Here is a 22,507-nt window from a genome sequence, read left to right on the forward strand (position 1 = left end):
CTTATCCATCCTGTATATTTCTTTTTCGGTATTTCGCTTCTAATGCACCTCTTTCTTTTGGAGCATTATCATTGGGTCTAGTATCAAGTCCGATCTGGTTCGTCTTTGCAGACCAATGTAAATACTTATTTCTAAGTGCTTTCAAATCTTCGGAATCAATATAACTTAAATAAGAAATTGCCTTTATATCCTTTATATACTGAGAGGTGGATGGTTTTTTACCTGAATCATATTCTTTTACATACTTATTTCGCACATCATTACATGCATTCATATATGTAGACAACTGAGAATAAATTGTTTTAAGAAAATCATCATTTATTTTATGATTCTTTTCAATAACATCTTCCAGATAAACCACCTTATTATTTTTCGAATAATGAAACATCTGATTCAAAGGAATTTTATCGTAACTATTAGAGAGGTTTCTTGTTCCTACAAGGCCATAATACTGCGCACCTTTATTCCACCATCTGTCGTATTTGACATCACTTTGGTAAAAGTATTTAATCTTTAATTGATCCTCTTTATACCAACCTTCTTCTACTACAATTTTTTTAAATGCTTCACACTCTTTATGTGTTTCAGTATTATTATAGGCGTCGTAAGGATCACAATATAATACAGATATTTCGTCACCTATACCATAGGATCCACCAATATCCGAATGAACACCAGGAAGCGTAAATTCCAAGCCATATAATCCTGTACTATTAATATTCGTAAGGTCAAAATTATCTCTATATTCATCATCAGAAGCAAGTTGTAAGGCAAATTGCACTTTACCGCTACCAATTGCATCCAATCCTAACTGCTCCGTGTCATTACCAATACCAAAACCACCTCTATGATTTAATCCAAAAGATGCTACGGTATCATACAAACCAGCAAATCTGAATTTTATCTCTTTTACTTCCAATCCTTGTGCTAAGAGACAAGCTCCAAAATAACCATGCTGATTAATAAATTTATCCTTGGAACCATCTTTATCTTTGATTATCAAATATCCGTTTTTGATATATTCGGGAGGAGAAACCTGTATAACTGTTCTAGAATTAGTATATATTGCTGCAGCCTTTGAATTAGCTATATATACAAAATGTCTAGCAGCAGCAGATCCTCTACTGAATCCAAATACATTAACAGTAAGAATATTGATTGGTTTTATGTTGCCTTTTAATTTATCAACGATAGCCTGTGCTCCTTTTAAACAGCCTTTGGCTACTTTTGCTACCACTCCAGTATCTCCAGTCCCCTGTGCTACACCTTTCAGTATACTATCACTTTCTTTGTCCTCAGTTCCTATTCCCTCAATATACCATGACACCTGATTATCTGCACTGGGATCAATGGCATCATAACCTTTTGCTACATTAGTAAATTCATTATTATAACTATCATCTTTATCACTACTAGCTTCTTTAAAATCTCCCCCAAGACTGGTATTTGTTTTATTATTCTGTGTCCCATCAAAAAAAAGATTCAGACTAATATCTATTGTGTTAATAGGTTTATCATTAGGATTCACTTTCTGAGCTTTATTATAGCTCACTCCTGCTTCATTTCCCTTTTGTTCAACTGATACAGAACTATTATGATCTATGCCTTCTTTAGCATAGGTCAGATAGTTTCCACCTGTTCTCGTAGTGGTTTTACCCTCTACAAAATATTCGATACTCATTGTTAGTGATTTTTAGATTTCTCACCACTATTATTTTGAACTTCTTTTTCAGCGTGATGTTCAACTTTTCCTTCACTATTAACTTCAACTCCTTTTAGGCTTGTCAATTTATGTTCTTTTTCACCATAAACCTCCATATCACCTTTTACATAATGGCTCATTTTTCCAACAACATTCGTTGTAAAATCTGCGCCGGTAGTAACGTATTTCATGGAACCTACACTTTCTGTGTTGTTAAGCACGACAGTATCTGTTTTATTCATTCCAACATTGGTATTCATATTTTCTCCTACGTTAATATTCATATTCTTACAGTTAAACGTCATTGTTTCTGGCGCTGTAATAGTAATATTACTTCCCGTCGTATCTAAATGAATCTTGTTTCCTGATTTATCCGTAATGATGATGCTTTCATCTTCAGTGAAAATTATGCGATGTCCGCTTCTGGTCTGAATAGATTTTACACGGTTATCTACACCACCACCTAAACCAATACCTCCATGGAACATCCCGCCCATCACAAACGGTCTATCCGGATGACTGTGTACAAAGTTGATCATCACCTGATCTCCTACCTCAGGTATGGCTACATAACCTCTGTTTTGAGTGATCTGATCCGTTCCTCCAGCATCAGGAGTCATAACACGGATGAAATGAGTGATATCATTAGTCTGCCAGTCGAACCTCACCTGTACACGACCTTGACCTTCAGGATCGGTATTTGAGATTACGGTAGCGATCTGTGGCTCTGCTTTAGGTATTTTAAAATCCGGTTTTGGTAAAAATCCGGTATCTGAGGCAATTCCATCAAAACTCCCCTGATAATGGCCTATTGTATCTATTTCATGGGTTGTTTCAGTAATCATAATTCTTGTGAAATAATCACTTTCATTCGTGTCGGGCTTACGCATTTGTACATCCACAACACATCCGGGATGTAAAAATGGTACGGTTGTATTTCCAGAAAGTGAAAAAACACTTACAGCCTCACTTCCAGAATAACTCTTTTGGGAGTATTCTACATCAAGATGCGTTGAAGCTTTTACAGGAGCAACCTGTAATGCTGGAGTTTTAAAGATCTTGTCGTTATGAGCATAAGCCGTTTTTGCCAGATCACCTACATGTTGGATAGGCGTTGCAGCTGAAGTAAGTTTTTCATTTTTGCTGCTATTATATCCATAAAACTGAGGTTTGGTATGAACAGCCTTCAGCTCTACCTTAATATCATTCGCATTGCTACCATAGGTAAGTTTAATAGGTTTGTTTTGTGCCGGAAGCTTTCCAAAGTGGAGCACTTCGCCATCATAGTAAAACTGTTCACCATAAGCTTCAGCCATTCTCGCCAGATAGTTATAATGGGTTTCATCATACTGACTACTGTAAATAATCTGCGAATAATCATTGGTATCTACTCTAATATCAAAACGGCTTTTATCGATGCCCTGCTTGATGACCTCTTCAGCGATAATTCCCATATTAACAGGTTGATCGCCGCCAAAGCTTTGGACATGAGGTGCACCATCCAAGAGAATCGTAGGGCTATAACCAGTTAAAACAATATTCCCTAAACTCATTTTTTCCTGACTGAACCCTACTCCGGTAATAATCCCTACGAAAGTTCTTTCGGGGCTGTTTTCTATGTCTTTATAAGAAATAACAGCAGTAAGTCTTTTCCCTAAAAATTTATTAGCTTCCTCCAACGTATGGGTTTGCCGGTTTCCTAATGTATCATGAGCTAAAGTAAGTGTAAACTCATGGTGACGCTGAGCACTCTGCTTTAGCTTAAAGTGCTTATAATAGCTAATTACATTACCTTCAATAACAAGGGATAATTTTACAAGACGATTGATGCCTGTGTGGTGACTATCAGAGACTCCATCCGCATTTTGTGAAGGACGAAAAGAAGGGGTTTGTGGTATATTTGGTGATTCTAATTTCATATTAACTTCATTTGGATTAAACTTTATCGTTTAGCATTTTCATTGGGTAGCTGTTTTATTCCCTCCTTTAATAGAGCGGCTAAGTATCTTATTTTTCTTTAGTAAAAAATCAGGCATTAAATCAATTGGCAGGTAGAATATACTTTCGCCACTTTGCTGAAGTTCCTCCATTATACCAGGGTTCCATGCCAGGATTTTATCAACATCTACATCAAGCTCATCAGCCACAATACTCAGATCGAATCCAGCATTAATATCCGTTTCTGCAAGTGAAACAGTTCCCGAATTTTGTCCAGTCCCATTCTGGAAGACCATATTCATCCTGGAGTTATTGTAATCATTCAATACATTTTGTAATTCACCTGTTGCATAGCAAGCATTTAAATATTTCTTAACATGATTGATCGTTTCCCCAGGTAGATATTTGCTGAAAATATGATATTGTGGAGATCCCGCAGCAGCCATTGCTTTGGAAATATTGCCTTCACCACAATTGTAAGCAGCTACTACTGTAACCCAATTGTTGTATTTTCTATATAGCTTAGCTAATGAAACAACTGCTGTTTTTGTACTTCTATATAAATCTGTACGGCTTTGCTCAGAAAGACCATACTGATTGGCGTGAGCGGTCATAAACTGCCAGACCCCTACTGCTCCAGCTCCTGAAACCTGTCTTCTATCAAACCCTGATTCGATCAACGCGAGATTTCTTAAATGCTTAGGCAGACCTTTTTGAGAAAGTGAATACTCTATAAAATCAACGATCTCTTTGTTTGAGTTAATGATATTTTTATATCTTTTCACACTGTTTTCGGAAGTATCAGAAGCAGAAAGAAATTGCCCATTAACAAAATGAGTGGAGACCACCAATAATAATCCCGTTACAATATGTTTGAAATTAATTTTCATTGTAATATTTAATAATTAAATATATTTTAAGGTAAAACTAAAAATAAAACATTTTTAATTTTACCTTATTTTTTACAGACTTATACTACGTTCCACGTTAATTTGTCTTCTTCACTGTCCCAGTCTACATGAATCGTCTGCCCTGTTTTTACCTCTTCGCGAACAATCATTTTTGAAATAGGTCTTGCCAATTGGGCACGAATAACTCCTGAGATCTGTCTTGCACCATATTTACTGCTAAATCCTCCAAGGGCAAGGTTTTTAACAGCCTCATCACTGATTTTAAGTGTCATTCCCAATCTCGTTAATGAAGAATGAAGTGACTTTAGCTGGATATTGAAAATTCGTTCGGCAATAGATTCCGTAATAGGTGCAAAAGGAATAATTTCTGTAATCCTTGCTAAAAATTCTGGTCTGAATCTCCCTGAATTAGACATAATCTGCATTAATGCTGAAGATCCGGGAACCTTTCCTTCTTCAAATTGCTTTACAATTTCTTCACTTCCAATATTGGAGGTAAATAGTATTATAGCATTACTGAAATCTCCTTCTTTTCCAAGTTTATCATGTACTTTTCCTTCATCCATAATCTGAAGAAATACATCAAAAACAGAATGATGTGCTTTCTCGATCTCATCAAACAGAACTACAGTATAAGGTTGCTGTCTGATCTTATTGACAAGCATTCCTCCTTCTTCATATCCTACATATCCCGGAGGAGCTCCATATAATAATGCTGCTGAATGTTCTTCTTTAAATTCTGACATATCAAAACGAACCATGGCTTTTTCATCATTAAAAAGAAGTTCAGCCATCGATTTTGCCAATTCTGTTTTTCCTGTTCCTGTAGGTCCCAGTAAAAAGAAAGATCCTATTGGCTGACCTGGTTTGTTAAGTCCGCTTCGGTTCTCAACAATAGCATCGGAAAGTATTTTTAAGGCATGGTCCTGACCTACCACTCTATTCAGTAAAAGCGATTCCATATTCAGAAGTTTTTCTTTTTCCTGAGCCTGGATCTTACCGATCGGAATATTAGTTTTTGCTGCCATCACTGCTGCCAACTCAAGCTTACTTACTCTCTCTCTTTTCTTTGAAGCATGTTCAAGCAGCTCTGTAAATGTATCATCAATGATCTTTTTGATCTGATCAACCGGCATTGAATTATCAATAGCAGGTTGCTCGCTCAAAGAACCCCACAAAATAGGACTGATCTTATCTCTTAATAAATTATAGTTCCAGATCAGCTCGTCAGCCTGATCTTTACTATCCAGATATTCTTCTTTTAAAATTGTTTCATAGATTGTTTTCCAGCTTTCCAGTTCTTTTTCAGAAAGCTCATCAAGCATTTTTATAGCAGCCATTGTTCTGTCTAACAAGTCAATTGCTGCATCGGGTAATTTTTTTCCTTTTGCATATCGTTTCGCCAATCGAACACATTCAGGTATAGCTGTTTTTTCAACTTCAATATTATGATGCTTTTTATATCCATCTAAAAGAACATCAATCATTTTTACACACGTCTTCTCATCAGGTTCATTTACGGTAAGCACTTCAAAACGTCTGTTGAAGGCTTGTTCCGGTTCGATAATTTTTCTATACTCTTCCTGCGTTGTGGCACCGATAACAGTAATCTCGCCTCTTGCCAATTCAGGTTTCAGAAGATTGGCAACATTTCCAATACTCCCTTTAGGATCTAAAAGGGTATGAATTTCATCAATGAACAAAATAGCTTTTTCTATCTTTTTACATTCGTTGATTACTTTTTTCAGGCGGTCTTCAATTTCGCCTTTATACGAAGTTCCCGCAAGCAAAGCTCCGGTATCCAACTCCAAAAGAGTTCCGTTTTTAAGCATTTCAGGAACATTCCCTTTTGTAATTTCAGTAGCAAAACCTTCTACCAAGGCTGTTTTGCCAACTCCCGGTTCACCAATGATAATAACATTCGGTTTACTTCTACGGCAAAGAATTTCAACAAGCATTCTTAATTCTTTATCTCTGCCAATAATATTTTCCAGGGTTCCTTTTCTTGCTTGTGCTGTCCGATCCACACAATAATTTTTGATCGACGGAAAAGAGGAATCTGTAAAATCTGATGTATTAGAAAAAAGTGAAGAAATCTCACCATTTTCAGATGTACTGAAAGGCGAATCTTTTCTATATAAATTGAATATCTCATGCTCTCTTAATGGCAAAGATTTCAACTGTTGTAATGAAAATGCAACCTGAGGTTTCACGATAGCTGTAAGTATACAGATGGGGGTAATTTCATCTAAACCTAGTTTCAGCCTTATATCATCTGCTTCCTCTGTAATTAGATCCACATGCTCATCCTGTCCCACTTCGTCAGGAAGATGAGTTGTCTTAGGATAATCTTCAAGACGTACATCCGCCCATTCATAAAAATAACCCGGATCTTTATCAATATTTTTCAAGAATTCATTGAGTCCGATGTCTTTATGCATTAAAGCCTGCAAAAGATGCGGACCACCATAAGTGGCATTGTAATTTTCTCTTGCTATCGATTGTGCAATATGAAAAAGCTGTTTTACTGTTTCGTTGGTTACTAGTACTCCCATTGATAGTTTTCTTATTAATATATGTTGTTTAGTGTAAATAATTTCAGTGTAAAAAGATAGTCTTTCTTAGAAGAGAATCTCTCTTAAATTTCACCAGCAGCAACTGCATCGGATATCCGTCACTTATATGAAAATCCATCAGAACGTCATCTGTATTCTGTGAAATATTAAAAGATGAACCGTGCATTTTTTCAAGTGTGGTTGACATAACTTTGTGATTGTGGTGAAGTTTAAAGGTAAAAAAAATATTTAATCTGTTTAAAGTATTACTTTATAAAAATATTATATCTATTACTATGACTATAGTGAACATAACTATGCATCATCTCAGGCAAAAAAGACTGTCTTTTGATGGACAGTCTTTTTCTTATGAATGTGGATTAAATGTGTCGCTTTTAATTAGCTCATTGGCCATAAACCTTCGAAAGCAGCCAAACCATAATCGATCTTCTCTGCACTTACTACAAAGCTGATCAACATGCTGTTTTCGTCTACTGCATCAAAATCTACTTCATGCTGAATTACATATCCATTCTCCCACTTTAAAGTAATCAGAGTTCCTTCTTCGTGAGACTTATTAAATGTAACTTCTCCTGTTGTTGGTTTATATTTCCCATTTAGCAAGCTTTCAAGGATATCAGATTTATCCGTAGCTTCTACTGTAATTTTGATAAGTGCGTTTGAGGGATCGGATGCTACTCTTCCTGATACATCTGTAGATCTGGAAACACTGTAGTTAAGTTTTAATAACTTTTGACCTTCGCCTCCGTTGAATTTTAAAATTCCTCTTGAATTTGCTGCCATTATTGTAAATTTTTTATCGTTAATAGTATTTTGTGACTCAGTGATTGTGAAACAAAGATAACATCCTTATTCCTTTCTTAAAAGCTTTTAAATGCAATTTTTATTTTTTGTAGTAGTTCTACGATTCAATGTTTTAATTATATGATAAAATACCTGTCAAAATATTCGAATATGCCTCATATGAATAGTTTAAAGCATCTTAAAAATTTTTAATACCAGGAAACATTTTAAGTCAAATTACGAAATATAAGCCTCTAATTTCCTTTAAATTAAACATAAAAAAGGGCGGAAATAAATTTCCGCCCTTTTACCTATCGTGAGTGATTAATGTTTAGTATATTCCGGTTCTTCCACAGGAAGCATCGTCGGCATGAAATATTCGTTCAGCCAATAGAATGTTTGTCCATTTTGCTGAATCTTAACCGCCGGATTATTTCTATGCGTCAGTAATCTTTCTGACAAATTTTTATAATTCAGAAAATATTTTCTTACCGTCTCATTTAAAACAATCTTAGACTTTTTCCATCCTTTAAGTTTGTATTTAGACATTAACTCTTCATCTGAGTTATCAAAACCTGTAGTCAATCCCACAGCATAAGACATTGGCTGTTCATACAGATCACCTTTATCTAAAAATCTCGTCGTTGGATTATACTTTTTAAGAAGTCGAACATATTCTTTAACTGCTTTAGACTGATTAAAATCTAATCTTTCAGCACCTGTTTTCTCATAAACTTCTTTATAAAAAGACTTAAGATTATCATATTCCGTTTCAGAAATCAAAATACCTTTTTCAAGGCCAGGCTGATAATCTTTTAACTCTTTGGGAATATAACCTTTCACTAAGAACGGACTTCCATAATTGATCAACTGTGCAGCAATTCCTGCAGGAACAGGATTCGTAAGTCCCGTGTATAAGTATTTATATTTTGCATCTACATCTGTTTTTCCAGCTCCTACTGAAGAATGGAAGTATTCATTCAGAGAGTGGTCGATTGTTGAATTGTCAAGCGTTACCTGAGAAATTAAACTGTCAACAGATTTTTTCAAATATCCAGGAGCTGCAATATCACCCTTTTTAGGGAAAATTACAAACCCTTGTGACATACTTTGCTTTGGATAATCCAGAGAGAAGAAACCTTCGTCTCCTTCAATAAGACTAAAGTTATTTTTGGTTAAAACATCACTCTGGTTAATGATCTTTTGTTTTTTAAGTTCAGCAATATTTTTTGCAGTATTCGCAACAATATTTTCTCCGAGCAATACAAAATCATTATAGGTATCAGAAGATCTGGCACTTGTCTGGAACATAATCAACCTTGCCTGCGCTTGCGTAAGAGAGTTAATCACACCAAACATATTTCCACTCTGATTAGCAGATGTACCAACTGTAATTACAAGGTTGGTCTCATCAGGAACTGAAGAAAGAAGATCTCCCGCCGCTATTAAACCTTCACTAACTGGTTGATATCCACTATTAGTCGGACAATTCATTTCATTAGACTTTTGATCTATGAATGTTGTTATTTTACTGTAATCCTGACTTAGATTAGATACAGCTACATTATCACCACATGTATTGTTTTTATATAGAACAACACCATATTTTACTGCATTGAAATAAGAAGGTTTTTCAAATCTCAGCTGTAAATCCTGTAATAAAGACTTCACAATAGGTGCATACGGAGTATTTGGTCCGCTGATATCTAATACAAATACAATATTTATTCGTTTATTTCTCTCGGTAATCTCTCGGTAACGATCAAAATAGATAGGCTCACCAAGTACATTGAAAACATAATTTTTACTGTAATCTAAAATATTAGTGAAATATTTAGTCTTCGAATCTGGAGTCGGAGTATCTTTTAATGCAAGTTTAACAGGGTAAATATTTTCAAGCGGTGTTCTTTTATTAACATCTGTTAAAAGAACTGCTGTTCTGTTTATTCCATCACTCCCACCAGGAGCGCCTTCGTGTAATCCTAAAGCAGTCTCTTTAACTTCTGTTGTATTTTTCATTTTTACCGCAGAACGCTCACCCCACGCTGAAATCACGTTTGAACTTACCCAGCCGTATAAACTTGTGCTGATACTGTCAATATCAATATTTGGCCTTTTTCCGACCAAAAATCTCTTATTATTCTCTGCTTGTTTATAGACATATACGATCTGTCCATTAGGAATTTTCACATTAGCATTTTCAATTAAACTAGGAGAATTGAAAACCATAATGGAATCATTTTTATAGTATCTTTCAGCACTTCTGATTACATCACTATTACTAGGAACTACTGCCACCCTTACCGGATAACCCGTTTTCTCATCTTTTAGTGAGCTGTTCCAAAGCAGAAGTTCGGATTCGGGAATCCAACCGTAGGTTTTAATAGATTTTGATGAGATTTTTTTCATTAAAGCATCAGGAACATATTCCGCTACTTTTACCATTCCATCTCTATGTTTTAGAACCATTAGAGGCTCTAAGAATTTAACTTCTTTATATGATTTTTCATCATTCTTATCAAGATACGCCGTATTTCTTGATCGATCTGAAATGGCAATCCAAGGAGCTGACTTTTTCGGATAGCCATTAATTACTGAGGCATTATCAATTTGCCCGTATTGTGCCGGTTCAGGAGTTTTTTTTGATGGTAATTTTACTTGACAACTTATAAGTAAAACTGAAACTCCAATATAATATGCTGCTAGAGGAAATTTATTTCTCATCCTAATTTTCTTTTATGATTTGGTGTTCCCAATAAAGGGTTATAATTATTTACTTTGGTTGATATCAACTTTGGTTACGCAGTTCTGTGTATCATCAAAATTAACTTTTACAGTTTGAATAATGGTATTCTTGTCAAACTGAAGTCCCGCACAGTACATGTAGAAGTTGTTCGCTTTACTATCATTTACTTTCACTACTGTATTTTCGTTATTACAAAGATATTTCTGAAGTAAATAATTATAGTGTGAATTGAAGTTGCTTCCATTTGCAATTTGCTGCAAATGTCTTTTAAAGTCATCATCGATCTTGGCATAAGCATCTTCTACACTTACTTCTCCATCTTCTAACTCATCGTAATAAGGAAGAATTTTGATATGGTGAATAACAGGTTCCAGACTTTGATTAGTGTACAATGTAACGATATAATCACCCGGTTGTTTATAAGAATAAATTGCCAGTTTATCTCTGGAATCAGTATTTTGAGTCTCACCAAATTTCCAGCTAAACTCCTTTGCATCTGAAATTGCTCTAAACTGCACATTCTCATGCTGCATTGCCTGAGATGGAGCTTCTATTGTTGTTTTAACCATCGCCGTATCTTTTGCTTTCTGAATTGCTCTCGCAGAAACTAATACGGGAAAGGATTTGGAGTATTTATTATCAATAATAAGCGTTACCGGATAATATCCCGGTTTGCTGTAAAAATGGAAACCACTGCTTTTTTCTGAAGTTTGACCATCTCCAAAGTTCCATTTTTTACTTTTGGCAAATTGTGTCGTATCCTCAAATACCAGTGTGTCTCCTACGCTTAAAGTAGATGGATAAACACTTCCTACAATATCATCTGCAGAATGAATGATTTTTTTCTGCAGCCATAATGCAACAAGAGCCGCAATTAGCAATGTCGCGACAACACCGATAATAATGTTCTTTTTGTTCTTTTCAAAATAATTCATAGTTATAATTGTGATGTGATTTGTGAATAATAATTTTTGATTTACTGGCTTCTTGCTTTTAATGCATTTTCCCGTTGAAATACCCGATCTTTTTTGTCTTTAAGACCGATCATGCATTCCTGATATTTTTTTTCAAAGAGTTTAATATCCTCAGATGTAGTGGAAATAATCTTTTTGTCATCAAAGTACATTTTGTAAAACAGAGAAATCTGGGAATAGGATTCTTTCCTGATATCAATAAAATCATTGCCAAAAACGTTATCAATATCCAGAATTCCCGTCTGGATATCGTTTTCAACAAATGGTTCAGTGGTTTCATCCTTAAGTCGGGTTATTTTAACGAATGTACTATCCAGTAATTTTAAGGTAACCTTTTGCTGTTGATCAAACTTTGCTTTTTGTTCAAGCTTTTGAATTGAAATAATATCGTCTTCCGAAAAAGGTGATTTAAACCTCTTCAAAAAGATGATTCCAAGAAATATAAGTGCCGCTAAAAGCATTAAAATCAAATAGAAAAATTGATACTGCTTTTCTTTTTTGGATAATGTAATCTGTCCTTGCATAACTATTATCTTTTTCTTCTACTTCCAGTGAACTTTCTGGTAGGATCTTCTTTCAGTATATTTTCCACATGCCCTACCTTACCTGTACAGCTGTTCAGGTCTCTTATGGCAATCCTTTTATGATTGGAAACATCTACAATGTGGTTTTTCAAAGCAAGCATACTACCTATTTGCTTCATTAGAATAGCATACTGTTTAAAGTTGTCAATGCTATCTTTTTTCATGATGTTTTTAACATCATTTATGTTATCAATAATATTTCTTCTTAGAAGAATATCATTTTCGGCTCTGTTAAGCATACCCATTCTACTGTAGATCGTATCCACCTGAACTCTGAGTATATCACTACGACCCAATAATTCGTTGTAGGCTTCGGCATCTCGACTCACGCCCTCTGTTTGTTCATCGTAACTCTTAAAAAAGAAAAATACGCTGGTGAATGAAACAGCGGCTAGGACAACAAAAGATAGAGCAAATTTCCAAATGCCTACTCTGACGTCCGACTTATTTAATTTTTTCTCTCTATTTGAAGACATAAATTGTGATTTGTTTTGGGTCTGTGAAAGTATAAAAAAAAAAATTCCTGCACAATATCTAACTTTTCCGTGATATACCCACCAATTTCTCATTTAAATTAAGATTAATTTTAACTTTCATAAGTTTTTCTTAATTTAGGCCTCTAAATTTAATTATCATAGGCCAAATCGATATTAAATATTAAAGTGAATAAAATTTTATCTAATACCGTGAGATTTTCAATAGCTGACAGTGATTTTTATTTTAAAAAAATACTTGTCAAAACACTTTTGGAAAATCCGTTTTACATGCTTCTTAATGATTGTAATAACGGGCACGAACTTGTAAACAGAATCTACAGAAGACAAGAAGATGTCTTTATTATTGAGCTTTTCATGCCCATATTGAGTGGAATTGAAGCTATAAAATACATCAGAAAAAGTAATACTGAAACGCCTATCATTACCTATTCCGGGACCTATCAGGAAGATATGGCTGAAATACTTTCTAAAATCCCAAACCTTTATTATTGCGAGAAAAAAAGTAACGTAATAAGGGATATCATTAAAGGACAGGTTACTTCAAATACGTTCAATTACGAAGCGTATTCCAAAGAATGGGAACAGCAACCTCTTGCTGTAATGGAATACATGGACAGACAGAAAAAGAGCCAGGAAGAGCTTTCTCCTACCGAGATACAATTGATGAAATTCTGCTACGAAGGCTTTAGTAATAAGGAAATTGGTGAGAAACTTAATCTAAGTACGAGAACCATTGACACCTATATTAACAGGCTAACAGAGAAGCTTGGATTAAAAACCAAACTGCATCTGATCCGATTTTGTGTAGAAAACGGATATTATAATTCCAGCATGTAAAAACATCTTAACGTAATATTCATATAGAGTAAATACAAAAACCTCAACCGTTTATCGAAATTTTTTTGCCACTAATTTGCTAGTATTCAATTTTTTTAACTAAATTTGCACACCTAAAATTTAAAATTAAAAAAGGAAATGACAAAGGCAGAATTGGTAAACACCATCTCAAATAAGTTGGGAACAGAAAAGAATGAAACACAGAAAGTTGTAGAAGCTTTTATGCAGGAGATCAGGACTTCTATGTATAATGGAGATAACGTTTATCTAAGAGGTTTTGGTTCTTTTATAATTAAAACAAGGGCTGCTAAAACAGGACGAAACATTTCTAAGAACACTGCAATTGAGATCCCTGCTCATAATATTCCTGCTTTCAAACCATCAAAATCTTTTGTTGAGAAAGTAAAGACTAAAGTTGCAGTAAAATAAAAATTAACTGAATATTAACTAGTTACTAAAAAATTTAAAATTATGCCAAGCGGAAAGAAAAGAAAAAGACACAAGGTTGCAACTCACAAAAGAAAGAAAAGAAGAAGAGCGAACAGACATAAGAAAAAATAATCTCTTTTTTCGAGATTCATAATATATTAATATAGTTGGTGTTTTTAATTTTTTAATTTACACCGACTATATTTTTATTTGTAACTATAGGATTCCCAAGGAATCAGGATTGGTTTTATTTATTGAAATAAATAGCATAACTTTAAATACTAATTCTTAAATTTAAAAATGAATTTATTTACAAAACACCATGCCTATTCCCTATAATCTTAACAATTTTATCTTATAACAAAATGAAGAAAGAACTAATAGTTTCGCATGAGGATGAACTTACAAAGATTGCATTACTGGAAGACGGAAGACTATGTGAACTTCATGAGGAAGAGGACAAAAGTGATTTTATAGTTGGAGACTTATTTATAGGAAAAGTAAAAAAACTGGCACCTAATCTTAATGCCGCATTCGTAAATATCGGTTATGATAAAGATGCTTTTTTGCATTATCAGGATTTAGGTCCACAATATCTTACGTATAAAAAGTTTTTAAAAGATACTATTTCTAAAAAGCAAAGCACTTCAAGCTTAAAAAATTTCGAGATACAACCCGAAATAGACAAAAACGGAACGGTAGAGAAAGTCATTGCTAAAGATGACATTGTTCTGCTACAAATTACCAAAGAACCTATCTCCACTAAAGGCCCCAGAATTTCTACCCAGATTTCCCTAACAGGGCGTTTTTTGGTTTTAATACCTTTTGACAATAAAGTTTCCATTTCTAAAAAAATCAGAAGTTTTGAGGAAAAGGAAAGATTGCGGACTCTTATTGAAAGTATCAAACCTGAAGGATTTGGTGTTATTATAAGAACCGTTGCAGAAGGAAAGAAAGTTGCAGACCTTCACAACGATATGAATCAGCTGATTCAGAAATGGGAAGGCACTTTTAAAAATATTCAAAAAAATAAAGTTCCATCTAAGGTCTTAAGCGAAGAAGATAAAGCTTCATCTATTTTAAGGGACAATTTCAATCAGGATTTCGTAAGCATCATTTGTGACGATGAACAGATGGTAGAGGAAATGAAAAACTATGTAGAGGTAATTGCTCCTGAAAGAAAAAATATTGTCCAGTTTTACGATTCTCACATTCCTCTTCTGGAATATTACAATGTTGAAAAACAGCTTAAACAAAGCTTTGGAAAACACGTCAACATTCCAAGTTCTAAGGGAGCTTACCTTGTTATTGAACATACGGAAGCTTTACACGTAGTCGACGTGAATTCCGGAAATAATATTACTACCGGAAATGCAGCCAATAAAGAACACGCTCTCAACGTGAATAAAATGGCAGCAACAGAAATTGCAAGACAATTACGTCTTCGTGATATGGGCGGAATTATCGTAATCGATTTCATCGACATGCCAAACGCCGATCACAGAAGAGATTTGTATGAACATCTGAAAGAAGAAATGAAGCGCGACAAAGCTCGCCACAAAATCTTACCTCCAAGTAAATTTGGATTGATACAGATTACCAGACAGAGAAATCGTCCGGAAAAACAAATCGAAACCAAAGAAGAAAACCCTAATAAAGACGGAGAAATAATAGCTCCTATTGTTATTGTGGAAAGGATGGAAGAAACCATCAGAAATATTATGCAAAAGGATAAAGGGAAACTTTATCTGCATGTACACCCATTCGTAGAAGCTTACCTTACTAAAGGTATTAAAAGCATTCAGATGAAATGGTTTGTAAAATATAAAAAATGGGTAACCATCGTCCCAAGGGATTCTTTTAAGTACTTAGAATACAAAATTTACAATTCTAAAAAAGAAGAAGTATCAGGATATTCTAATTAATACGAAATTATAGCCTCTAGTTTTCTAGGGGCTTTTTTATTTTTAAATTAGCAAAACCACTAAAAAATAGTCTATGAAAGAGCATCACTACACAGCCACCATCCAATGGACAGGAAACAAAGGAACAGGCACGAGCAATTATCGTAGCTATGAAAGAAGTCATACTATTTCAATAGCCAACAAAACAATCATCGAAGGATCTTCTGACCCTGCATTTCGGGGAGATAAGACCAAGCATAACCCTGAGGATATGCTTTTATCGTCTTTATCTTCGTGTCATATGCTCTGGTATCTGCATTTTTGTTCTGAGGCAGGAATCATTGTAACAGATTATATGGATAATGCAACCGGAATTATGGAGGAAACAGCGAACGGCAGTGGTCGTTTTAAAGAAGTTATATTAAATCCTGCAGTGATTATTACGGCGGAATCAATGATAGAAAAAGCAAAACAACTTCACGAAAAGGCACATGAATTTTGTTTTATTGCCAACTCTGTCAACTTCGAAGTAAAACATGTTCCAACTGTGTCGGTTAAATAAAATTTATGATAGCCACAGCTTAAGCAAATCATAAACCTATATGCTAAAATAAGCTTAAAACAATGGTTAATTAATGTTAATGGCTATTCTTTTCTTCAAGATATATTGCTAAATTTGAGCTATGGAAAGTTTTGGAAAAGATTTATTAAGAAAAATTAAAAATGTAGAGCTACCTGGAGAGCATGCTCATGGGGTATTTTCCATACCCTCACGTCCTATTTTCAACCACGATGAAATCTTAAAAAAGAATCCAAAATTTGCCGCAGTAAATATTGTTTTATATTTAAAAGATGATGAATGGTATTTCCCATTAATTCAAAGAACTGTAAACGAACATGACAGACACAGCGGGCAGATATCTTTGCCTGGTGGAAAACGAGAAGAAATGGATAGAGATTTTGCTGAAACAGCAGTTCGTGAAACCTCGGAAGAAATAGGAATTGATAAACATTATGTAAGAGTTATAAGAGAGATATCACCTATTTATATTCCACCAAGCAACTTTTACGTTTACACTTACATCTCATATACCAAAAAGAACCCTGTTTTCATTTTACAGCAAAGTGAAGCTGTAGAAACGATCGAATTTCCCATCACTTCTTTTTTAAATCTTCCGGATCAACCAGAAATTATGGCTTTGGACAGCGCTGGCGGACAAGAAGTTCCGGTGATCAATTTTAATGGATACATTATTTGGGGCGCTACAGCAATGATATTAAGTGAATTCAGTCAGTTACTGAAAAAAATGTAACTTTGCACTACCGTGTTTAATTGAGAGATGGCGAAGAAAAATATTTTCACCGATGCATTCGGAACACCTTACTTTTTGAAAAGGTTAATTATTTTTATTTTAGGATTTGTATCTTATAGAAGATTCAATGGTTTTAATAAACTAAAGATAACAGGTACTGAACACCTTGTGGATCTTCCTGATTCTAATGTGTTATTTGTATCCAACCATCAGACCTATTTTGCAGATGTAGCAGCAATGTATCACGCATTTTGTGCTGTAAACAATGGTTATTTAAACACTATTAAAAATCCGATCTATCTGCTTAATCCGAAGATCGATTTTTACTATGTAGCAGCAGAAGAGACCATGAATAAAGGTATTCTTCCTAAGATTTTTAAAATAGCCGGAGCTGTAACTGTAAAAAGAACATGGAGAGCTGAGGGGAAAAATGTAAACAGAATGGTAGACCTTACAGAGGTTGATAATATAATGAAAGCTTTGGATAATGGTTGGGTAGCTACTTTCCCTCAAGGTACTACATCTGCTTTTGCTCAGGGACGAAGAGGTACTGCCAAGTTGGTAAAAAACCAGCGTCCGATTGTAATTCCTATTAAGATCAATGGCTTTAGAAGAGCATTTGATAAAAAAGGACTACGTGTAAAAGTAACAGGTGTAAAACCAACTATGGAATTTAAAGCACCGCTTGATATCGATTATGATAAAGAAAATGCCCACCAGATTCTTTTAAAAATCATGACAGCTATTGAACAAACGGAGGATTTTAATTTACTGCACCAATATGATGAAGAATTAAAAGCTAAAAAATTGGAACAAAAGGATTCAGATAATTAAAAAAAGGCAAATTAAATATGAAAAGGATAATAGGGATCTTATTCACAATCATAGTATTAGTTTCATGTAACAGTCAAAAAGTATATTCGGATTTCGATATAAGCTATTCTAAAAGCGGAGGATATGCTCCTGTTTATGAAAACTTGCTTATTAAAGATAATACAGCACATTATTCTTTTGAGGGTGAAGGAAAAAAGATCAAACAGGATTTTAAGGTTTCAAATGAGGACTTAAAAAAACTTGATGACGTTCTTTCTCAAAATAATTTCAGAAGAATACAGGAAGATCACAAAAAATTATACGATGCTGTGACAACTTCTATTAATATAAAAAAAGGTCCTAACGAAGGAAGCAGAACAGATGCAAGTCTTATTATGCCAAATTTTAAGACCAATTGGATAAACATTACCAATGCTTTCCAGGAAATCATTAATAACAACGTTAAAAAACAATAAGTAAAGTTGAAGACCCATTTCATTGCTATAGGCGGAAGTGCCATGCATAATCTTGCTATTGCATTAAAAGATAAAGGATATCAGGTGACAGGTTCAGATGATGCTATATTTGAACCCTCAAAATCAAGACTTGAAAATAAAGGAATTCTTCCCCAGGAGATGGGCTGGTTTCCTGAAAAAATCACTTCTGATATTGATGCCGTCATTTTAGGAATGCATGCTCATCAGGATAACCCTGAATTAGCAAAAGCAAAAGAATTGGGTTTAAAAATATATTCATATCCTGAATTCCTTTACGAGCAGTCAAGAAATAAAACCCGCGTCGTTATTGCCGGATCACATGGAAAAACGACAATTACTTCAATGATTCTTCACGTTCTGAATTTCCATCAGAAAGAGGTAGATTTTATGGTAGGAGCACAATTGGAAGGTTTTGACTGTATGGTAAAATTAACTCAAGACAATGACTTTATGGTATTGGAAGGTGACGAATACCTTTCCTCTCCTATTGATCTTCGTTCCAAATTCTTGTTATATCAGCCTAATATTGCTCTATTAAGTGGAATTGCATGGGATCATATCAATGTTTTCAAAACATTCGATGATTATATAGAACAGTTTAGAAAATTCGTAGCAAGCATAACTCCTGGTGGTGTTTTAGTGTACAATGAGGAAGATCCAGAAGTAGTAAAAGTCGTTGAAAATGCAGAGAATTTTTTCAGAAAAATACCTTATAAAACTCCAGAATATGAAATCAGCAATGGTAAAGTTTTACTAAAAACTGAAATGGGTGATATCCCTCTTTCTGTTTTTGGAGCACACAATCTATTGAATATGGAGGGTGCAAGAAACATCTGCCGACAACTGGGTATAATGGATGAGGATTTTTATGAAGCAATTATGAGCTTTAAAGGAGCTTCTAAACGTCTTGAAAAAGTAGAAAGAGCAGATAAAGCTACTCTTTATAAGGATTTTGCACATGCTCCGAGCAAAGTAAAAGCGGCTGTAAAAGCCTTTAATGAACAATTTAGGAAAGATAAGAAATACGGCTTCTTGGAGCTTCATACTTATTCAAGCTTAAACCCTGCTTTTCTGGAGCAATACGACCATGCAATGGATGGTTTGGATGAAGCTATAGTCTTCTATTCTGAAGATGCTTTAAAGATCAAAAGAATGGATCCTATCTCACCGGACCTGATCAAGGAAAAATTTAAAAACGACCATTTAAAGGTCTTTACCAATGCTGAAGAGCTTCACGCCTACTGGGATCTCTTAGATAAGACCCAAGGTGTTTTCCTGATGATGAGCTCAGGTAACTTTGGTGGTTTAGATTTAACGAAATAATAAAAAACTCCTTTCAGATTTGAAAGGAGTTTTTGTTTTAATTTATTCTCTTAAAAAATCTTGTGATAACGTCATTGATTCCATCATTATCAAAATCCTCAAGTCTATCTTCCATCACCATGTCTGTGTCAACTGAGTAATATAGTAAGGATAATCCTGCTCTCCTTCATACCAAAACTTCTTATTAGCCGTATTAAAAGTATAATTTCTGGTTACTACATCAGTTTGGATACAATTATTACCTTGTGGGGCAAAGGTTATAGAGATCATGTTTGTTGACTTAAACTCATGGGTACTTTTTTTCTTACATTCAGTTGAAGTCATGGTTTGTGTTTGTTGATTTTTAGATTTAAACACTTCAACTTTTTCAATATACCATTTTCCGATTATCGATGCATCATTTGAAGTATTAAAATCCTCACTATCACTCCCACAGGCTGCCATTGAAAATAAAGCGAATGGTAAAAATATTTTTTTCATATATACTCTCCTTTAAAGCCTGCAAAAATAAAACAATTTCTTCTTATATTTCCTTGACTTCGAGAATAAGATTTTTTAAGATATCAACTGTTGAAAGTTCACTGTAATTGTGGATTGACTGGCCTAACCAAATGTTTACAAAATCTGTATTGCACATTGTTTTGGCCACTTTACGCAACTCATTGGTCAATTTATTCTGATAAGGATAAGGTAAAACATATTCTGAATTATCTAATGTTTCAATAAATTTATTCTTAATTCCTCTTGCATAGCGACCTGAAAAACTTTTGGTTAAAACAATGTCTCTTTCGTTTACAGCTTTTAGCTTTTCTTTCTCAAATAGCCGCAAGGCACTTTCCTGGGAAGCCAATAAAATACTGCCTACCTGAAATCCCTTTGCACCGAGCTCTTTTGCAGCATATAATGTTCTTGCATTATAAAGACCTCCAGCATAAATGAGTGGAATACCAACATGATCGTATACCTGTGACAATAAAGACAAGCCACCAATTTGTGGAATGTTCTCAACATCAAAGGTCCCTCTATGACCTCCAGCTTCAATTCCCTGTACACAAATAATATCTATTCCTGATTTCTCTAATACCAGTGCCTCTTCTACTGATGTACAGGTTCCAATAAGCAGCACTCCATTTTCTTTTAGCTTTTGAATACTCTCACCATCCAGATTTCCAAAAGTAAAACTTAGGATCTTACAGCCTTCATCAATAATCACATCGATTTGCTCATGATAGCTATTTATTTTAATATTTTCAAGATCCGGAAGATTAACTTCTAAATGGCTTTCTTTTGCCAGCTGCTCGATAAAGAACTTGGTTTTTATAAATTTCTGTTGCAGATCATTCGTTATTTCAGGAATATAGTGGGCAAAAATGTTAACCGCAAAAGGCTGATCTGTTAATTTCTTTGTTTCCTGAATTAGTTTAGCAGATTGATCAGCAGATAAATCTGCCAAAGCAAGAGTTCCCAGACAACCGATATTCATTGAAGCGGCAACCATTTTCGGTGTACTTACTCCAAACATAGGAGCCTGAATAATAGGGTATTTTATACTTAGTTTTTCAGCAATTACAGTAGGCCATTCCATTGAATATTTTTATTTAAAATTACCTAAATATATTTGAATCCTTAAAGGAAGGAGATCATAATTACCTTAACCTGCCAAATTTCATCTTATTTATTCTGGTTAATCCTATCTTATCTCGATAGACAATTTTAAGTCCCATTATTGTAACTGAATCTTCACATTCAATTAAAACCTATACAATAATTTTTAAAATTAAATATCAGCCACAGATTTCAGCATTTTTTGTTCCCATTCAGGATCTTTCGGATCAAAGAACAATCTCTTCCCTGTATCTAAAGATCGTACTACATTCATTTCTTCTTCCGTTAATTCAAAATCGAAAACGTTAAAGTTCTCTTCAATTCTGGATGGAGTTACAGACTTTGGAATGATCACAAATCCTTCCTGTAAATGCCATCTTAAAATCACCTGAGCAACCGTTTTGTGGTATTTTTCAGCAATCGATTTCAATGATGTATTTTGTAAAAGTTCTGCATTTCCATTCCCTAAAGGACTCCAGGGTTGAGTCACAATATTATTTTCGCGATCGTAAACCTGCATTTCTTTTTGCTGGAAAATTGGATGTAATTCAATCTGATTGATCACAGGAAGAACGGTGGAATTTGCTTTTAATTCGTCCAATTTTTCAGCAGTAAAATTACAAACCCCAATAGCTTTGATTTTTCCTTCTTTATATAATTCCTCCAGTGCTTTCCATGCTCCTAAGAAATCTCCATATGGCCAATGAATAAGATACATATCCAGATAATCTAATTGCAGTCTGTCCAATGTTCTTTGAAATGCTGCTTTAGCTTTTTCATATCCGTGATCCTGTACCCAAAGTTTTGAGGTGATAAAGAGATCATCCCTATTTACACCACTATTTTTCACAGCACTTCCTACTGCTTTTTCATTAAGGTAAATAGATGCCGTATCAATCATCCTATATCCTGTATGAATTGCTTTTATCACTGCATCTTCACAAACTTTTAAATCATCAATCTGCCAAACACCAAATCCTAATGCCGGTATATCAACTCCGTTGTTCAAAGTAACAACTGGCTGCCCGATGTACGTTTTTTTCTGCATAATTCTTTATTTTAATTTTAATGTAAA

General features: G+C 34.4%; 21 protein-coding genes. 8 read left to right on the forward strand and 13 right to left on the reverse strand.

Annotation, left to right across the window (positions count from 1 at the left end; translation table 11 throughout):
* Position 1: 1 nt before the first annotated feature.
* The 10 genes from AC3WRL_RS19140 to tssO (AC3WRL_RS19185) all read right to left on the reverse strand — a co-directional run bounded on the left by AC3WRL_RS19140 (position 2) and on the right by tssO (AC3WRL_RS19185) (position 12,690).
* Positions 2-1,681 carry a T6SS phospholipase effector Tle1-like catalytic domain-containing protein gene (locus AC3WRL_RS19140; protein WP_261513007.1) on the reverse strand — a complete coding sequence of 560 codons (1,680 nt, stop codon included), beginning with the start codon at positions 1,679-1,681 and terminating at the stop codon, positions 2-4.
* A gap of 2 nt (positions 1,682-1,683) precedes the next feature.
* Positions 1,684-3,621 (reverse strand): type VI secretion system Vgr family protein, encoded by a 1,938-nt coding sequence (locus tag AC3WRL_RS19145; RefSeq protein WP_214829106.1) that lies wholly within the window; start codon positions 3,619-3,621, stop codon positions 1,684-1,686.
* A gap of 39 nt (positions 3,622-3,660) precedes the next feature.
* On the reverse strand, positions 3,661-4,530 hold the full coding sequence (locus AC3WRL_RS19150; protein WP_214829104.1) for a lytic transglycosylase domain-containing protein: 870 nt from the start codon (positions 4,528-4,530) through the stop codon (positions 3,661-3,663).
* Between the two features lie 80 nt (positions 4,531-4,610).
* Entirely contained in the window at positions 4,611-7,106 is a 2,496-nt protein-coding gene (locus AC3WRL_RS19155; RefSeq protein WP_492331052.1) for an ATP-dependent Clp protease ATP-binding subunit, read from the reverse strand.
* Between the two features lie 43 nt (positions 7,107-7,149).
* Positions 7,150-7,314: a hypothetical protein gene (locus AC3WRL_RS19160; RefSeq protein WP_214829100.1), complete on the reverse strand. Its 165-nt coding sequence runs from the start codon at positions 7,312-7,314 to the stop codon at positions 7,150-7,152.
* Positions 7,315-7,505: 191 nt separating this feature from the next.
* Positions 7,506-7,910 carry a type VI secretion system tube protein TssD gene (gene tssD, locus AC3WRL_RS19165; RefSeq protein WP_214829098.1) on the reverse strand — a complete coding sequence of 135 codons (405 nt, stop codon included), beginning with the start codon at positions 7,908-7,910 and terminating at the stop codon, positions 7,506-7,508.
* A gap of 324 nt (positions 7,911-8,234) precedes the next feature.
* Positions 8,235-10,634: a type VI secretion system protein TssR domain-containing protein gene (gene tssR, locus AC3WRL_RS19170; protein WP_214829096.1), complete on the reverse strand. Its 2,400-nt coding sequence runs from the start codon at positions 10,632-10,634 to the stop codon at positions 8,235-8,237.
* Between the two features lie 45 nt (positions 10,635-10,679).
* Positions 10,680-11,591 (reverse strand): PKD domain-containing protein, encoded by a 912-nt coding sequence (locus AC3WRL_RS19175; protein WP_214829094.1) that lies wholly within the window; start codon positions 11,589-11,591, stop codon positions 10,680-10,682.
* Positions 11,592-11,632: 41 nt separating this feature from the next.
* Entirely contained in the window at positions 11,633-12,154 is a 522-nt protein-coding gene (gene tssO, locus AC3WRL_RS19180; RefSeq protein WP_214829092.1) for a type VI secretion system TssO, read from the reverse strand.
* Between the two features lie 5 nt (positions 12,155-12,159).
* Positions 12,160-12,690, reverse strand: coding sequence for a type VI secretion system TssO (gene tssO / locus AC3WRL_RS19185; RefSeq protein WP_214829090.1), 531 nt, complete (start codon positions 12,688-12,690; stop codon positions 12,160-12,162).
* A gap of 210 nt (positions 12,691-12,900) precedes the next feature.
* Here tssO (AC3WRL_RS19185) and AC3WRL_RS19190 point away from each other — a divergent pair, with 210 nt between their 5' ends.
* From AC3WRL_RS19190 to AC3WRL_RS19225, 8 genes are all read left to right on the forward strand, one after another.
* A complete protein-coding gene (locus AC3WRL_RS19190) occupies positions 12,901-13,548 on the forward strand; it encodes a LuxR C-terminal-related transcriptional regulator (RefSeq protein WP_390882591.1) in 648 nt (215 codons plus the stop codon).
* 138 nt (positions 13,549-13,686) lie between these two features.
* Entirely contained in the window at positions 13,687-13,977 is a 291-nt protein-coding gene (locus AC3WRL_RS19195) for an HU family DNA-binding protein (RefSeq protein ID WP_002984212.1), read from the forward strand.
* A 365-nt stretch (positions 13,978-14,342) separates the two neighbouring features.
* Positions 14,343-15,902 carry an Rne/Rng family ribonuclease gene (locus AC3WRL_RS19200; RefSeq protein ID WP_214829086.1) on the forward strand — a complete coding sequence of 520 codons (1,560 nt, stop codon included), beginning with the start codon at positions 14,343-14,345 and terminating at the stop codon, positions 15,900-15,902.
* Positions 15,903-15,975: 73 nt separating this feature from the next.
* Positions 15,976-16,443 carry an OsmC family protein gene (locus AC3WRL_RS19205; protein WP_492331053.1) on the forward strand — a complete coding sequence of 156 codons (468 nt, stop codon included), beginning with the start codon at positions 15,976-15,978 and terminating at the stop codon, positions 16,441-16,443.
* A 121-nt stretch (positions 16,444-16,564) separates the two neighbouring features.
* Positions 16,565-17,194 (forward strand): NUDIX hydrolase, encoded by a 630-nt coding sequence (locus AC3WRL_RS19210; RefSeq protein ID WP_214829083.1) that lies wholly within the window; start codon positions 16,565-16,567, stop codon positions 17,192-17,194.
* Between the two features lie 27 nt (positions 17,195-17,221).
* Positions 17,222-18,028, forward strand: a complete 807-nt coding sequence (locus AC3WRL_RS19215; RefSeq protein WP_089029229.1) for a lysophospholipid acyltransferase family protein — start codon at positions 17,222-17,224, stop codon at positions 18,026-18,028.
* Positions 18,029-18,045: 17 nt separating this feature from the next.
* Positions 18,046-18,483 (forward strand): hypothetical protein, encoded by a 438-nt coding sequence (locus AC3WRL_RS19220; protein WP_492331054.1) that lies wholly within the window; start codon positions 18,046-18,048, stop codon positions 18,481-18,483.
* A gap of 6 nt (positions 18,484-18,489) precedes the next feature.
* Positions 18,490-19,827 (forward strand): UDP-N-acetylmuramate--L-alanine ligase, encoded by a 1,338-nt coding sequence (locus AC3WRL_RS19225; RefSeq protein ID WP_261513019.1) that lies wholly within the window; start codon positions 18,490-18,492, stop codon positions 19,825-19,827.
* A gap of 114 nt (positions 19,828-19,941) precedes the next feature.
* Here the strand turns inward: AC3WRL_RS19225 and AC3WRL_RS19230 are convergent, their stop codons facing one another.
* The 3 genes from AC3WRL_RS19230 to AC3WRL_RS19240 all read right to left on the reverse strand — a co-directional run bounded on the left by AC3WRL_RS19230 (position 19,942) and on the right by AC3WRL_RS19240 (position 22,480).
* Positions 19,942-20,307 (reverse strand): lipocalin family protein, encoded by a 366-nt coding sequence (locus AC3WRL_RS19230; protein ID WP_492331055.1) that lies wholly within the window; start codon positions 20,305-20,307, stop codon positions 19,942-19,944.
* A gap of 43 nt (positions 20,308-20,350) precedes the next feature.
* Positions 20,351-21,412 (reverse strand): NAD(P)H-dependent flavin oxidoreductase, encoded by a 1,062-nt coding sequence (locus tag AC3WRL_RS19235; RefSeq protein ID WP_261513021.1) that lies wholly within the window; start codon positions 21,410-21,412, stop codon positions 20,351-20,353.
* A gap of 192 nt (positions 21,413-21,604) precedes the next feature.
* Positions 21,605-22,480 carry an aldo/keto reductase gene (locus tag AC3WRL_RS19240; RefSeq protein WP_261513022.1) on the reverse strand — a complete coding sequence of 292 codons (876 nt, stop codon included), beginning with the start codon at positions 22,478-22,480 and terminating at the stop codon, positions 21,605-21,607.
* Positions 22,481-22,507: the final 27 nt, after the last annotated feature.

Source organism: Chryseobacterium sp. FW101-FHT12H09, assembly GCF_058790395.1.

Coding starts and splice junctions, on each gene's coding strand:
- AC3WRL_RS19140 (WP_261513007.1), bottom strand. CDS start 1,681: ATGAGTATCGAATATTTTGTAGAGGGTAAAACCACTACGAGAACAGGT.
- AC3WRL_RS19145 (WP_214829106.1), bottom strand. CDS start 3,621: ATGAAATTAGAATCACCAAATATACCACAAACCCCTTCTTTTCGTCCT.
- AC3WRL_RS19150 (WP_214829104.1), bottom strand. CDS start 4,530: ATGAAAATTAATTTCAAACATATTGTAACGGGATTATTATTGGTGGTC.
- AC3WRL_RS19155 (WP_492331052.1), bottom strand. CDS start 7,106: ATGGGAGTACTAGTAACCAACGAAACAGTAAAACAGCTTTTTCATATT.
- AC3WRL_RS19160 (WP_214829100.1), bottom strand. CDS start 7,314: ATGTCAACCACACTTGAAAAAATGCACGGTTCATCTTTTAATATTTCA.
- tssD (WP_214829098.1), bottom strand. CDS start 7,910: ATGGCAGCAAATTCAAGAGGAATTTTAAAATTCAACGGAGGCGAAGGT.
- tssR (WP_214829096.1), bottom strand. CDS start 10,634: ATGAGAAATAAATTTCCTCTAGCAGCATATTATATTGGAGTTTCAGTT.
- AC3WRL_RS19175 (WP_214829094.1), bottom strand. CDS start 11,591: ATGAATTATTTTGAAAAGAACAAAAAGAACATTATTATCGGTGTTGTC.
- tssO (WP_214829092.1), bottom strand. CDS start 12,154: ATGCAAGGACAGATTACATTATCCAAAAAAGAAAAGCAGTATCAATTT.
- tssO (WP_214829090.1), bottom strand. CDS start 12,690: ATGTCTTCAAATAGAGAGAAAAAATTAAATAAGTCGGACGTCAGAGTA.
- AC3WRL_RS19195 (WP_002984212.1), top strand. CDS start 13,687: ATGACAAAGGCAGAATTGGTAAACACCATCTCAAATAAGTTGGGAACA.
- AC3WRL_RS19200 (WP_214829086.1), top strand. CDS start 14,343: ATGAAGAAAGAACTAATAGTTTCGCATGAGGATGAACTTACAAAGATT.
- AC3WRL_RS19205 (WP_492331053.1), top strand. CDS start 15,976: ATGAAAGAGCATCACTACACAGCCACCATCCAATGGACAGGAAACAAA.
- AC3WRL_RS19210 (WP_214829083.1), top strand. CDS start 16,565: ATGGAAAGTTTTGGAAAAGATTTATTAAGAAAAATTAAAAATGTAGAG.
- AC3WRL_RS19215 (WP_089029229.1), top strand. CDS start 17,222: ATGGCGAAGAAAAATATTTTCACCGATGCATTCGGAACACCTTACTTT.
- AC3WRL_RS19220 (WP_492331054.1), top strand. CDS start 18,046: ATGAAAAGGATAATAGGGATCTTATTCACAATCATAGTATTAGTTTCA.
- AC3WRL_RS19230 (WP_492331055.1), bottom strand. CDS start 20,307: ATGAAAAAAATATTTTTACCATTCGCTTTATTTTCAATGGCAGCCTGT.
- AC3WRL_RS19235 (WP_261513021.1), bottom strand. CDS start 21,412: ATGGAATGGCCTACTGTAATTGCTGAAAAACTAAGTATAAAATACCCT.
- AC3WRL_RS19240 (WP_261513022.1), bottom strand. CDS start 22,480: ATGCAGAAAAAAACGTACATCGGGCAGCCAGTTGTTACTTTGAACAAC.